Source organism: Aminobacter sp. AP02, assembly GCF_003148805.1.
In the GTDB taxonomy this organism is placed as follows: Bacteria; Pseudomonadota; Alphaproteobacteria; order Rhizobiales; family Rhizobiaceae; genus Aminobacter.
In genome coordinates this window covers 1-12,452 of record NZ_QGGX01000006.1, presented here as the reverse complement: position 1 = coordinate 12,452, position 12,452 = coordinate 1, and the positions used below count along the sequence as shown (strand labels likewise).

At 64.1% G+C, this 12,452-nt stretch carries 13 protein-coding genes and 1 riboswitch; of the genes, 6 read left to right on the top strand and 7 right to left on the bottom strand.

Going from position 1 to position 12,452, the window contains the following annotated elements; all coding sequences use genetic code 11:
- Nucleotides 1-3 precede the first annotated feature (3 nt).
- Nucleotides 4-2,439, bottom strand: a complete 2,436-nt coding sequence (locus C8K44_RS08995; protein ID WP_109575452.1) for a membrane-bound PQQ-dependent dehydrogenase, glucose/quinate/shikimate family — start codon at nt 2,437-2,439, stop codon at nt 4-6.
- Nucleotides 2,440-2,444: 5 nt separating this feature from the next.
- Entirely contained in the window at nt 2,445-2,780 is a 336-nt protein-coding gene (locus C8K44_RS27685) for a hypothetical protein (protein WP_199227070.1), read from the bottom strand.
- A gap of 9 nt (nt 2,781-2,789) precedes the next feature.
- Here C8K44_RS27685 and C8K44_RS08990 point away from each other — a divergent pair, with 9 nt between their 5' ends.
- Both C8K44_RS08990 and C8K44_RS08985 read left to right on the top strand, forming a co-directional pair.
- Nucleotides 2,790-3,125, top strand: a complete 336-nt coding sequence (locus tag C8K44_RS08990) for a MarR family transcriptional regulator (RefSeq protein ID WP_245417426.1) — start codon at nt 2,790-2,792, stop codon at nt 3,123-3,125.
- A gap of 104 nt (nt 3,126-3,229) precedes the next feature.
- Complete coding sequence (locus tag C8K44_RS08985; RefSeq protein WP_109575450.1) at nt 3,230-3,997, top strand: isocitrate lyase/phosphoenolpyruvate mutase family protein; 768 nt, start codon at nt 3,230-3,232, stop codon at nt 3,995-3,997.
- Between the two features lie 37 nt (nt 3,998-4,034).
- Here the strand turns inward: C8K44_RS08985 and C8K44_RS08980 are convergent, their stop codons facing one another.
- Both C8K44_RS08980 and C8K44_RS08975 read right to left on the bottom strand, forming a co-directional pair.
- A complete protein-coding gene (locus tag C8K44_RS08980; protein WP_109575449.1) occupies nt 4,035-5,423 on the bottom strand; it encodes an FAD-containing oxidoreductase in 1,389 nt (462 codons plus the stop codon).
- Entirely contained in the window at nt 5,420-5,881 is a 462-nt protein-coding gene (locus tag C8K44_RS08975; protein WP_109575448.1) for a DUF4126 domain-containing protein, read from the bottom strand. Before C8K44_RS08975 ends, C8K44_RS08980 begins: the two co-directional genes overlap by 4 nt.
- A gap of 173 nt (nt 5,882-6,054) precedes the next feature.
- Between C8K44_RS08975 and C8K44_RS08970 the strand changes: the two genes are divergently transcribed.
- The 3 genes from C8K44_RS08970 (at nt 6,055) to C8K44_RS08960 (ending at nt 7,955) form a co-directional block, all read left to right on the top strand.
- Nucleotides 6,055-6,609 (top strand): sugar O-acetyltransferase, encoded by a 555-nt coding sequence (locus C8K44_RS08970; RefSeq protein ID WP_109575447.1) that lies wholly within the window; start codon nt 6,055-6,057, stop codon nt 6,607-6,609.
- 59 nt (nt 6,610-6,668) lie between these two features.
- Nucleotides 6,669-6,815: riboswitch (FMN riboswitch) on the top strand.
- A 76-nt stretch (nt 6,816-6,891) separates the two neighbouring features.
- On the top strand, nt 6,892-7,365 hold the full coding sequence (locus C8K44_RS08965) for a 6,7-dimethyl-8-ribityllumazine synthase (protein WP_109575446.1): 474 nt from the start codon (nt 6,892-6,894) through the stop codon (nt 7,363-7,365).
- A 113-nt stretch (nt 7,366-7,478) separates the two neighbouring features.
- Nucleotides 7,479-7,955 carry a GFA family protein gene (locus C8K44_RS08960; RefSeq protein ID WP_109575445.1) on the top strand — a complete coding sequence of 159 codons (477 nt, stop codon included), beginning with the start codon at nt 7,479-7,481 and terminating at the stop codon, nt 7,953-7,955.
- Here C8K44_RS08960 and C8K44_RS08955 read toward each other — a convergent pair.
- Nucleotides 7,952-8,644 carry a helix-turn-helix domain-containing protein gene (locus tag C8K44_RS08955; protein WP_109575686.1) on the bottom strand — a complete coding sequence of 231 codons (693 nt, stop codon included), beginning with the start codon at nt 8,642-8,644 and terminating at the stop codon, nt 7,952-7,954. The two genes, C8K44_RS08960 and C8K44_RS08955, sit on opposite strands and share 4 nt — an antisense overlap.
- A 186-nt stretch (nt 8,645-8,830) precedes the next feature.
- Here C8K44_RS08955 and C8K44_RS08950 point away from each other — a divergent pair, with 186 nt between their 5' ends.
- Complete coding sequence (locus C8K44_RS08950) at nt 8,831-9,952, top strand: acyl-CoA dehydrogenase family protein (protein WP_109575685.1); 1,122 nt, start codon at nt 8,831-8,833, stop codon at nt 9,950-9,952.
- Nucleotides 9,953-10,015: 63 nt separating this feature from the next.
- Here the strand turns inward: C8K44_RS08950 and C8K44_RS08945 are convergent, their stop codons facing one another.
- Nucleotides 10,016-12,028 (bottom strand): 5'-nucleotidase C-terminal domain-containing protein, encoded by a 2,013-nt coding sequence (locus tag C8K44_RS08945; RefSeq protein WP_109575444.1) that lies wholly within the window; start codon nt 12,026-12,028, stop codon nt 10,016-10,018.
- 256 nt (nt 12,029-12,284) lie between these two features.
- The coding region (locus C8K44_RS08940) for a formate--tetrahydrofolate ligase (protein ID WP_146203921.1) at nt 12,285-12,452 on the bottom strand (168 nt) is incomplete at its 5' end.

Here is a 12,452-nt window from a genome sequence, read left to right as displayed (position 1 = left end):
AACTCAGTTCTTCTTGGACAGCTTGTAGGCGACGACGTAGTCGCCACGGTCGGGCGACTGGCGCGCGCCGCCGGCCGAGATGACGACATACTGCGTGCCGCTGTCGGGCGACACGAAGGTCATCGGGGTGGCTTGGGCGCCGACGGGCAGGCGGCCCTTCCACAGCTCTTCGCCGGTCTCCACGTCGAGCGCGCGCAGGTAGTAGTCCTGCGTGCCGGCGTAGAAGACGACGCCGCCGGAAGTGGCGATCGGGCCACCCAGCGTCGGCATGCCGATCGGGATCTGGAGACCGGTCTTCATGCCCAGCGGGCCGGTATCCTGAAGCGTGCCGGCCGGCACCTGCCAGACGATCTGGCGGCTCTTCAGGTCGATGCCCGTGAAGGTGCCGTAGGGCGGCTGGTGGCAAGGAACGCCGAGCGGCGACATGAAGCCGTTCTTCAGCGCGCCATAGGGCGTGCCCTTCTGCTGCGACAGGCCGTCATGCGCTGCCGAGCCGCCATAGGTGTCGGTCTCCTCGCGCGGCATCAGCTGGGCGAACTGCGGCATGCGGATGTCATTGACGATCAGCAGGCCACGGGCCTCGTCGATCGCAGCACTGCCCCAGTTCATGCCACCGTAGTATCCCGGGAAGATGATCGAGCGCGTTAGGCCGGGCGGCGTGAATTCGCCCTCGTAGCGCATCTTCTTGAACTCGATGCGGCAGTAGAGCTGGTCGTAAGGCGTCGCGCCCCACATCCGTGCCTCGGTGAAGGGCTCGGTGCCGATCGACGGCATGCCCACCGAATAGGGCTGCGTCGGCGACAGGAAGTCCTCCGGCACGCCGCCGGTCTGTGGCACCGGGCGTTCCTCGACCTCGGCTATCGGCTTGCCGTCGCGGCGGTCGAGCATGAAGATCTGCCCGCGCTTGGTGAGCTGGATCAGCGCCGGAACCGTGCCGCCCTTGCCATCGGGCACGTCGTAGAGCGCCGGCTGGGCAGGAACGTCATAGTCCCAGATGTCGTGGTGCACGGTCTGGAACTTCCAGCGCTCGCGACCAGTGGCGATGTCGAGGGCGACGACCGAAGCGGTGTAGTCCTCGGCGGCCTTCGAGCGATGCGCGCCGAAGAAGTCGGGCGTCGCATTGCCGGTCGGAAGGTAGACGAGGCCGAGCGCTTCGTCATAGGCTGGCGTCGACCAGACGTTCGGCGTGCCGCGCGTGTAGCTTTCGCCTTCCGGCGGCAGCTTGGTGATCGCGGGGTTGCCGAGGTCCCAGGCCCAGACCAGTTCGCCGGTGCGGGCCGAGAATGCGCGCACGGCGCCCGAGGGCTCGCCTGTCTCGACATTGTCCCAGACCCAGCCGCCAACCATGATCAGGTCGCGGGTGACGGTCGGGGCGGAGGTCTGGAAGTAGAAGCCGTCCTTGATCTCGCCCATGCCGGACTTGAGATCGACGATGCCGCCATTGCCGAAGTCCTGGCACAGTTCGCCGGTCTTGGCGTCGAGCTGGATCAGGCGGGCGTCGATGGTGGTCATGACGATGCGCGCAGCACAGGCGTTCGAGGCCGCAACGACGGGGGCTGCCGGAGCTGCCGTGCCGTCGGCGGGCGCGGCTGGAGCGGGTGCTTCAGCCTGGGCCGGAGCCGGAACCGGTTCGTAGTAGCTGACGCCGCGGCAACGCTGCCAGAGCACAGACTTCGCCTTGGGGTCGTAGGTCCACTTCACTTCACCCGTGTCCGGGTTCAGCGCGTTGACGATATTGGTCGGCGAGCAGGTGTAGAGCGTGCCGTCGACGAAAAGCGGCGTGCTCTGGTCCTGCGCGGAGCCGCTAGGCGTGTCGCCGGATCGGAACGTCCAGGCGACCTCGAGTTGGTCAACGTTGTCGCGATTGATCTGGTCGATCGGCGCATAACGCGTGCCAGCCGGGGTGCGGCCATAGTGGCGCCAGTCGGTGGCGCTCGCGGCGGCCGGGGGAACCGACGGCGTGGGCTCGACCTTGGCAAACTCGTTGCGCGTCACGCCATGCGGGGCAAAGGCGTAGAACCCGGTCGCGGCCAGCGCGACGACGAGCAGGCCCGCCAGAGCGAAGGGAGCGGCCTTGCGCGACTTGCCGTCCGAGGACGGAAACAGCGGCGCAAGCAGCAGCGCCGGGATGGCGATGACCGCAGGGGCGACCAGGCGCGGGATCAGCGGCCAGAATTCGAGGCCGGATTCCCACAGCGCCCAGCCGACGGTGGCGAGGAAGACGAAGCCGTAGAGCCAGAGGCCGGCCTTGCGGCGCATCATGTAGAGGATGCCCGAGGCGATGACGCCAAGGCCGGCGAGTGCGTAGTACCATGAGCCGCCAAGGCCGATCAGCTGGACGCCGCCATAGACGAGCGGAGCCCCGATGATGACCATGAGCAGGCCAAATAGAACCAGGAGCCAGCCGCCACTGCCTCCGCTTGTCCGTTGTGCTGCCATTTTGATTACCTGCGAAGAATGAACACGTTACCGCCGCCCTTGTGGGCGGCGGCAGTTGCGACCGTCATGCCGGTGCTCTGCGGGCGTCTCCCCGCCTTCGTCCGCACAGAACCGGCGCCGCCTTTGGCGGCCAGCGCAGCGGCCCGAAGATCGAACTCGACCTCCAGCGGCACGATGCGCGTTCCAAGAATCTGATCGCATCCTAATAGATAGTATGTTATCTTTCTCGAATGTCCAATAGGGCCGTTGATCAAGCCAATTTCGGAAAGAGCCTGCTGTCCGTCGCCCGTCTTTGGCGGCGTGCCGCCGATCGAGCGCTCGATGATTGCGGGCTGTCGCATGCCACCGCCATGCCGCTCGTGGCGCTGTCGCGACTGGGCGACAATATCCGCCAGGGCCTGATCGCCGATCATCTCGGCTTCGAGGGGCCTTCGCTTGTCCGGATCGTCGACCTGCTCGTTGCCGACGGCCTGATCACCCGCAGCGGCGACCCTGGGGACCGTAGAGCCAAGATACTGTCGCTGACAGATGCCGGACGTGCCCGTGTCGATGAGATCGAGCGCATTCTCGAGCGTTTGCGCGGCGAGCTGCTGGCTGGCGAGGACGCTGGCGAACTGAAGATCGCTGTTGGCATGCTGAAGCGGCTCGAAGTGCGCCTGCTGGCCGCCGATCCGGATGGTGGCTGAGCGACTTTTCGCTGGCTGGTAGGAAGTAGAGCGGTGCTCCATTGAGAAGTGGTGAAGCGCTGATAGGCTGCCCACCTCCATATCCCATCCGCGAGGACAAGTTCATGACGACCCAGATCGACAAGGCGAAGGCCTTCCATGCCCTTCATGTGAAGGGCAATCCGGTGGTGCTCTACAACATCTGGGATCCGGGCAGTGCCAACATCGTTGCCAAGGCCGGCGCGAAGGCGATTGCGACGGGCAGCTGGCCGGTGGCCGCGGCCTTCGGCTTCGCCGATGGCGAGAAGATCCCGCTCGACCTTGCGCTCGACAATATCCGCCGCATCGTCGCCGCGGTCGACCTGCCCGTCACCATGGACCTCGAAGGGGGCTATGGCGTCGAGCCCGAAGCCGTCGCCACCACGGTGACACGGGCGCTGGCGGAAGGCGTGGTCGGCTTCAATTTCGAGGACCAGATCGTCGGCGGCAGCGGCCTGCACGACATCGCCGTCCAGGTTAAGCGGATCGCGGCAGCGGCCGACGCCGTCAAGGCATCCGGCATCCCCGCCTTCATCAACGCCCGCACCGACATTTTCCTGAAGGCCAAGCACGACGAACACAGCGACAAGCTTGTCGATGCTGCGATCGAAAGGGCGCAGGCATACGAAAAAGCTGGCGCACATGGGTTCTTCGCGCCGGGCCTCGGTGACGAGAAACTGATCGGTCGGCTGTGCAAGGCTGTTTCCCTGCCGGTCAACATTATCGCGTTGGCGCATGTGCCGCCAAAGGCCAAGCTGGCCGAACTCGGCGTCGCCCGTATCAGCTACGGCCCCGTGCCTTACCGGCAGATGGCCGAATGGCTGGAGGCCAAGGCGCGGGCGGCTTTCGAATAGCATTGAAGCCAGAGCCCATCCGCTTGCCAGGATGGGCTCAGCTGTCCAGCGGTTTCAGTTCGATGGCGATGGTCGGCAGCAGTTCGGCCACCGTCGGATGGATGTGAACGGCGCGTTGCAGCGTTTCGATCGGCGCCTTGGCATACATCAGGTCGAGCACCGCATGGATCGCCTCGTCGCCGCCGGTGCCCAGCACCGAACCACCAAGGATTTCCCTTGTTTCGGCATCGACCAGGATCTTCATGAAGCCTTGAGTTTCGCCTTTTTCGACGGCGCGTCCCACCTTCGTCATCGGGCGTTCGCCTGCCAACACCTTGCGGCCGGACTTGAGTGCCGCCGCTTCCGTCATGCCGGCGCGACCGAGCGGCGGGTCGACGTAAAGCGCATAGGCCTCGATGCGGTCGGAAACCTTGCGCTGGTCGTTGTCGAGCAGGTTCGCCGCAACGATTTCGAAGTCGTTGTAGGAGGTGTGGGTGAAGGCTCCCTTGCCGTTGCAATCGCCCATCGCCCAGATATGCGGCACGCTGGTTCGGAGCTCTTGGTCGACCACGACATAACCGCGCTTGTCCAGTTCGACGCCGGCCTTGTCGAGATCCAGGTCGTCGGTGTTGGGCCTGCGGCCGATGGCCAAAAGCACGTGCGAACCGACAACGGCTCGGTCACCGCTGGTGCAATCCACGCCCACCGTCACGCCATCGGCGTGCCGCGCGAAGCTGATGCACTCGGCGTTGAGCCGGAGCGCGATGCCTTCGTTCTCCATAATGCCCTTCACCGCGTCGGATACGTCTTCGTCCTCGCGCGAGATCAGCCGCGGACCCTTTTCCACCACTGTCACCTTCGAGCCGAAGCGGCGGAACATCTGGGCGAATTCCAGCCCGATATAGCTGCCGCCGACAACGACGAGGTGCTCCGGCAGGAAGTCGATTTGCATCATCGAAGTGTTGGTCAGATAGTCGATGTCGCTGACGCCGGGCATGTCGGGAATGTTGGCGCGGCCGCCGACATTGAGGAAAATGCGTGTCGCCGACAACAAGGTGTCGCCGACGCGCACCTCGTGCGGTCCTTCGAAACGGGCATGGCCGCGATAGAGCGTGCAGCCCTTCATCCCGGCGATCCAACTTTCGAGACCGTCGCGCGAATCGACGGTTACCTTGTCCTTGCGCGCCTTAACCACCTTCATGTCGACGGTAACGGGTCCGCCCGACATGACGCCGTAGCTGGCGCCGGTGCGGGCGAGATGGGCGGCATAAGCACTGGCAACCATAGTTTTTGTCGGCTTGCATCCGGTGTTGACGCAAGTGCCGCCGACAAGCTTGCGCTCGATCAGCGCCACCGTCTGGCCCGCGGCGGTCAGCCGCCCGGCCAGAGGCGGCCCCGCCTGTCCGGCGCCGATGATGATGGCGTCGAACTTCCGGGGCGTGCTCATGCCACGGCACCCACGATCAGCAACGCGCCAACGATGGCGACGACGTCCTCGACGAGCGCGGCCGGCAAATCCTTGCCGAAGGCCGCCGCGAGACGGCCTCGCACTTCCGCGCCTCCGAGCGTGCCGAGGATCGCGCCGATCACGCCGGCGGCCAGCCCGCCGATCATCGCCCCGCCGGCAGTGCCGAGGATCGCGCCGCAGAACGCACCCATCACGATGCGGGCGCCGAACTGCTGCGGCACCTTGCGGCTAGGCGTCGATGGCAACTGGTCGGCAACCAGTTCGACGAGCGCGAGCGCGGTGAAGATCGCTACCGTTATCCAGTGCCCCATGAAGCTGGCCCATGTGCCGGCGAGCGGCAGCCAGCCGAGATAAGCACCCCAGGCGACCGCCGCCGGGGCCGTCATGGCTCTCAAGCCAGCAACAATTCCGATGAGTAGCGCGAGCAGGTAGATCATCCGTTGTCCCCCTTTGGATGAAGCTGGTCCGAAAATGCTCTGCTTGTGCAGTCCGCCAGTTGCCGGCTCGCCGCCAGATCGTCAGGCTAGCACAGCTTGCCTGTTTGACCAGTGGCCTGGAACAGCGACCTTTGTTCTATAGTCTTGCTACGAGCCCAGGAGAGGATGGTGCCATGGCTTTGAGCGAACGGGACAAGATGGCTGCGGGCGAGTGGTACAACTGCGTCGATCCGGAACTCGACGCCATGCGTGCGGTGGCGGCCGATGCCGTCTTCGAGCATCGCTCGCTGCCACCTGCCGAGCGCGGCGACATTGCGCCCATGCTGCGTGCGCTGCTCGGTTCGGCTGGTGAGGGCGCCCGCATCGAAGCGCCATTCCATTGTGCCTACGGCTTCAACATCCATCTCGGCGCGGGCGTCTTCCTCAATGCCGGCTGCACCATCCTGGACACAGCTCCCGTTCGCATCGGCAAGGCGACGATGCTCGGCCCGAACGTTCAGATCTATTGTCCTGAGCATCACAAGGATGCTGCCGAACGCCGCGCCGGCCTCGAGATCGGCCGTCCGGTCGAGATCGGCGAAAATGTCTGGATCGGCGGCGGCGCGATCCTGCTGGGCGGCATCACCATCGGCGACGATGCGATCGTCGGCGCTGGTTCGGTGGTCACGAAGGATGTGGCCGTCAATACCACAGTGGTCGGCAACCCGGCACGGCCGATCGCCAGGTAGGCGGAAACTATTATTCCTGTGATTGACAGCCGCACCCGACGCCGCCATATCGGAAGCGTTAATGTTCTCAGGGCGGGGTGAAAGTCCCCACCGGCGGTAAGGGTTTTCGAACCCAAGCCCGCGAGCGCCTTCCCGAAGGGGAAGGGTCAGCAGATCCGGTGTGACTCCGGAGCCGACGGTCATAGTCCGGATGGAAGAGAACGAACGGGAAAGCGGTAGCGCATGCTGCCGGGATTCCGTCTCGTGCGTCCTGATTCTGGTTCGAAACGGAAGGATGGACCCATGAATCAGCAATCCCCGAAAGACTTCACTACCCGCCGTGTTGCCGTTATCCGTGCACGCTGGCATGCCGACATCGTCGACGAATGCGTCAATGCCTTCGTCGCCGACATCGGGAAGCTCAGCGAAGGCCGCATCGCCGTCGACGTCTTCGACGTGCCGGGCGCCTACGAAATCCCGCTATTTGCCAAGACCCTCGCCGAAACCGGCCGCTATGCCGCGATCCTCGGCGCTGCCTTCGTCGTCAATGGCGGCATCTACCGCCATGAATTCGTGGCGCAGGCGGTGCTCGACGGCATGATGAACGTGCAGCTTCAGACCGGCGTGCCGGTGCTGTCGGCGGTGCTCACGCCGCACAACTACCATGACAGCGCCGAGCATCATCGCTTCTTCTTCGACCACTTCAAGGTCAAGGGCAGGGAAGCAGCCAGTGCCTGCGTCGAGTTGCTCAAGGCCCGCGAACTGGTCGCCGCCTAACCCCGCATCGCAAAGCCTCTCCCTCGACAGGGGGAGAGGCATCGGCACTTCTGGCCCTATGCATCGACGCGCCGGGATCGCATGATCGCGGCGTGTCAGACAAGGAGCCAGCAATGTCGTCCATTCCGCTTCCGCTCAAAGGCGCCTGCCGCTGTGGCCGGGTCGAGATCGAGGTGTCGAGGCCACCTATTTGCACCGCTGCATGCCATTGTCCGGGCTGCCAGAAAATGTCGTCGTCGGCCTATTCGCTGACAGCGATGGTGCCGGCGGATGGGTTTGCGGTGACCAAGGGCGAGACCGTCATCGGCGGACCGCATGGCGCGGACCTGCACCATCAGTTCTGCGATCACTGCAAGACGTGGATGTTCACGCGCGTTGCGGGCGTGGACTGGTTCGTCAATGTACGGCCGACCATGCTGGAGGAAACGGCTTGGTTCCGACCGTTCATGGAAACCTTTACGAGCACCAAGCTGTCCTTCGCTGAAACCGGCGCTGTCAGGAGCTTCGCGGAGTTTCCGGCGATGGAGGAACTTGAGCCGCTGATGATGGAGTACCAGGCCTGGGCGGAAATGGCGGAAGCGCCGAACTAGGGCACGCGCCTTGCCACCGACGCGAAGGTACTGAGGCCGAGCCAGGCTTGCATGGCGCGGGCGATCTTGTTGTCGCCATCGAGTTCCAGTTGTCCGGAATCGATCTCCTGGCTTAGTCCGCTCAGCCCCATCCATACCGATGTCATGCTGCGCAGCGAACCCATCACCCTGAGATCGACCTCGAAGCCGGGATCGGAATTGCACAGGTCGACAGCACCGTCATCGACGACCAGCCACCAGTTCTGCTGCGCCGCCGGCAATTCGGGGTACAGAAAATGAATCGTGCAGCGCTTGGGCGGCAGGGGCTTGGGGTTGAGGTTCCTGCGCATGTCCCACATCAGAAGGGAAGGGTCGAGATTCCTGAGGGTTAGCTGGGATTCGACCCAGCGATGACCCCAGTCGCCAAGGCCAAGGATGATCGGGCGCAGATCTTCGCCAGCCTCGGTAAGGCGGTATTCGACGCTGCCCGAAGCGCCCCGGTCGGTCTGAACCACGCCGGCGCGTTCCAGTTCCTTCAGGCGCTTGGACAGCAGGGCCGGCGACATTCTCGGTACGCCGCGCCGCAAGTCGTTGAAGCGGCTGGAGCCCATCAGCATTTCGCGCACGACAAGCGTGGTCCAGCGGGTGCAAAGCACCTCCGAGGCCATCGAAACAGGGCAAAACTGGCTGTATCCGCCACGATCGCTCATCTGTGTCACCAGCAAATACCTTGCCCTTATAGCGCAAATGCCGCCTTTGCGCACCGGTTCACTTCCTGAACTGGACGGCAACGCTTTCAGGAGCGATCCTGCGCTCGACCTGCCGGTCAACCAGGAGACGACTTGATGGGAAGTCTTGAGAACTCTGCGCTGGCTGCTGCCAGCGTGACGGGTGTCATGCCGGCCGACGTCATAGGCATCGCGCACGACTTGGCGCCCGCGCTCGCCGAACGAGCCCAGAAATTCGATGACAGTGACCGCTTCGTTGCTGAAAACTACGTGCTTTTGAAGGGCGCCGGCCTCGTCAAGGCGGGCGTACCGCTTGAATTTGGCGGTGGCGGCGCCGAAACCACGGAACTCTGCGAGATGCTGCGCATCATGGCCCGTGCATGCGGCTCTACCGCGCTCGCCTTTGCCATGCACACGCATCAGGTGGCGATCCCGGCGTGGCGCTGGCGGCATCAGAATGTGGCCGCGGTCGAACCGCTGCTCAAGCGCGTCGCTGCGGAAAACCTGATCCTGTTGTCGAGTGGCGGATCGGACTGGATCGGTGGTTCGGGCAAGGCCGAAAAGGTCGAAGGCGGCTACCGCATCACCGCGCGCAAGGTTTTCACCTCGGGCGCTGCGGCCGGCGACATCTTGACGACCGGCGCGATCCACCAGGGTGAAGACGGCAAGGAGCATGTCATCCACTTCGGCGTGCCCATGCGGGCGCCGGAAGTCAGCGTCATGGACAACTGGCGTACGCTTGGCATGCGCGGCACCGGCTCCAACGATGTCGTCATCGACGGGCTGTTCGTGCCCGATACGGCGGTCAGTTTTTCCCGGCAGCCGGGGCAATGGCATCCGGTCTTCCAGATCATCGCCACGATCGCCTTCCCACTGATCTACGCCGTCTATCTCGGCGTCGCCGAAAGCGCGCGCGACATTGCCATCGAGATCGCGAAGAAGAAGCCCGCAAGCGAGAGCATGCTCAGCCTGGCCGGTCGGATGGAGACGGCCTTGCGTGCCGCCCAGCTTGCCCACCGTTCGATGGTCGAGACGGTCGAGCGCAACATGCCGTCTGCGGAAAGCGTCAATGACGTCATGATGGGCCGCTCGCTGGTCGCACGTCACGGGCTTGAGGTCGTCGACCTGGCGATGGAACTGGCCGGAGGTTCGTCCTTCTATCGCGAAAAGGGGCTGGAGCGCCGCTTCCGCGACATGCAGGGCGCACGCTTCCATCCGTTGCAGTCAGGCCCGCAGGCGCATTATGCGGGTGCGATGGCGCTCGGCCTGCCGGTGAACGCGATCTTCTGAGGCAACCCCCAAGGCGGTCAGCCGCCGCGACAAGTCGCGGCGGCTGATATGTTCCGGCTATGGTTATGCTTCGATCCGTACCCGCTGATCCAGTGTCAGACCCGTGTCCGGGCCAACGGTCTTTACCTGGCGAATGAGCGCAACGACCTCGTTGCGGTAGACCATGCCGGTGTGATCGAACGGCAAGCCCCGTAGATCCATGCTCGGAATCTCGCCGGGCACTTCGCCACCAATCGGCTTGCCATTCCAGGCTTCGCCAAAACCGCCCAGCGCGACATAGGTGTTGAACGCGATCTTGAACTGCTGGTCGAGCACGTCCTCGATCGGCTTGCCCGCGATCGTGATAGCCGTCGCCGTGGCCTCGGCGGCCGATGCGTTTAGCTTGATCGTATAGCGTACGGCGGACGAGAAATGGAGAAAGCCGCGCGAAACGAAGGCTGACGTGTCGACCTTGCTCACTTCTTCCGGCCGCAGCACGCGTTTGGCGTTGCTCTGGAGCATGTCGCGGATCTGGGCACCGGTCATCGTCGCCACATGCACGCCATCGGCATAAGGCATCACATCGTACCATTGGCGGAAGCTGAGCGGTCCTTGTGGCAGCCCAGAGGTGAGGCCCGACGCATTGAACAGCGCGACGTCGATGCGACCGCTGGGAAAGTTCTCGGAGCGCCGGACCAGCGCGTCGTTCATGAAGTTGGCAAGGGCTGTCTCGCCGACATAGCGGTCGGCGAAGGTGCGTTCATTCGAAACGAGCGTGTCGTCCGAAACCTGGCCGATGACTTCGTTCAGCCGCGTGTCGAGCGCCTTGATCAGGGGCGCCACGTGCGTCTGTTCGAAGTCGACGTCGTAGTCCGCTTCCTGCTCAAAGGTCGCGTAGCCGGCTTCGCCTGCCTTCACACGCTGGTCGCGCACCTTGGTGGGACGCAGGCCTACCGAGCTGAACCAGCCCTTGCGGCCGTTGTCGCTGCGGATCGACATGGCGATTTCGCCGAGATAGGCGCCATGCGCCTGCGCCTGCGTGATCAGCACGCCTTCGACGACATTGTCGGTGTCGATACCCTCGGCGTTGAGCTTGGTGTGGGTATGGGCGCCGATGATGACGATCGGCTTGTCCGTCAGCGGGGCGATGGCCTGGGCAATGGCGAAGTCGCCTTCGCCGACGGTGCGGGTGGTGCCCGCCTTGCCGCTCTTGTGCTGGTCGCTGCCATAGCCGCAATGCGACAGCACAACGATGACATCGGAGACCGATGCCAGCGCTGGCAACACATTCCGCACGGCTTCAAGCGGGCTGGCAACGGCAAGCGTGGGGTCGGCGGGTTGGCCGACGCGCGTGTCGACGGAGGTCGTCAGGCCCACGAAACCGATGCGCAACCCCTTAACCTCGCCGATGGCAGCGGCAACGTAGTCGTCGTCGCGCTTCAGGAAAGACGAGCCATGGACATTCGCCGAAAGCAGCGGGAAGCGGGCGTCGGTGGCGATGGCCTTTTTCAGCACTTCCGTGCCACGGTCGAATTCATGGTTGCCGAGCACCGCGATGTCCACGCCGCCGGCGGAATAGACGCGATATCCGGCGTCAGCGATGAACTCGTCGGGCGACCAGCCCAGCAGTTCGTCGAAGATCGATCCTGTGTGATCGTCGCCACCGGAAACAAACAGGACCACCTCGTCCACGGCGGCGTTGGCGCGTGCGTCCTTCACCTGCTTGACCATCTGCGAGAAGACATGGGTGTCGCCCTTCTTCGCATGCATTTCGGTGATGTGGTTGTGCATGTCGTTGAAATGCATGAGCCGCAGCAGCCGGCGCTCGCCCGTCTCCAGCCCTGAGATGGGCACGGCCGCGCCCGTTTCGGTCACGATCGCCTTGATCGGTCCGGCCAGCGGGTCGCCCTTGAGCAGGTAGAGCTTTTCGAACGCGCCGTTCGAATTCGGCGTCGCGGCGATCATGGCAAGTTCACCTGCCGCGGGTGCCGCCTGCGCACGGAACACGATCTGGGGAAAAACGGCTGCCGTAACAGCCATCGCGGCTCCGCCTTTCAGCATCGAACGTCGCGACAGGCTGCCTTTATGCGTAGTCATGGAAGTTTTCCTTGCCGGTCTCACGCGACATGCGTGGACTCATGGCGGGCATGCCTAGAGGGGCTGCATGACAGTGCGATGAAATCGCATGGGAACGAGGAAGCCCTGCCGGTCGTGGCGACCAGATTAGAGATCGGGCAGCGCTTTTGCATATTCGGGTCGGCGATGAAGGCCGCCTGGGAGACTACCTGAAACGAGAAAGGGGCAAGGCCTTGCAGCCTTGCCCCTTTCGATTGCCGCGAATTTCTGGCCGATCTCAGAACAGGCCCTCGATCTGACCCTGTTCGTTGAGGAAGATCTTTTCCGACGATGGGGCCTTGGGCAGGCCGGGCATGGTCATGATCTCGCCGCAGATGGCAACGACGAAGCCGGCACCTGCCGACAGCCTGACCTCGCGCACCGGCACGACATGGCCCGTCGGAGC

Bases quoted from the DNA above. Each gene is read 5' to 3' on its own strand.
- C8K44_RS08980 (WP_109575449.1), bottom strand. From the start codon at position 5,423: ATGAGCACGCCCCGGAAGTTCGACGCCATCATCATCGGCGCCGGACAG.
- C8K44_RS08985 (WP_109575450.1), top strand. From the start codon at position 3,230: ATGACGACCCAGATCGACAAGGCGAAGGCCTTCCATGCCCTTCATGTG.
- C8K44_RS27685 (WP_199227070.1), bottom strand. From the start codon at position 2,780: ATGCGACAGCCCGCAATCATCGAGCGCTCGATCGGCGGCACGCCGCCA.
- C8K44_RS08990 (WP_245417426.1), top strand. From the start codon at position 2,790: ATGCCGCTCGTGGCGCTGTCGCGACTGGGCGACAATATCCGCCAGGGC.
- C8K44_RS08955 (WP_109575686.1), bottom strand. From the start codon at position 8,644: ATGAGCGATCGTGGCGGATACAGCCAGTTTTGCCCTGTTTCGATGGCC.
- C8K44_RS08975 (WP_109575448.1), bottom strand. From the start codon at position 5,881: ATGATCTACCTGCTCGCGCTACTCATCGGAATTGTTGCTGGCTTGAGA.
- C8K44_RS08960 (WP_109575445.1), top strand. From the start codon at position 7,479: ATGTCGTCCATTCCGCTTCCGCTCAAAGGCGCCTGCCGCTGTGGCCGG.
- C8K44_RS08965 (WP_109575446.1), top strand. From the start codon at position 6,892: ATGAATCAGCAATCCCCGAAAGACTTCACTACCCGCCGTGTTGCCGTT.
- C8K44_RS08945 (WP_109575444.1), bottom strand. From the start codon at position 12,028: ATGACTACGCATAAAGGCAGCCTGTCGCGACGTTCGATGCTGAAAGGC.
- C8K44_RS08995 (WP_109575452.1), bottom strand. From the start codon at position 2,439: ATGGCAGCACAACGGACAAGCGGAGGCAGTGGCGGCTGGCTCCTGGTT.
- C8K44_RS08950 (WP_109575685.1), top strand. From the start codon at position 8,831: ATGCCGGCCGACGTCATAGGCATCGCGCACGACTTGGCGCCCGCGCTC.
- C8K44_RS08970 (WP_109575447.1), top strand. From the start codon at position 6,055: ATGGCTTTGAGCGAACGGGACAAGATGGCTGCGGGCGAGTGGTACAAC.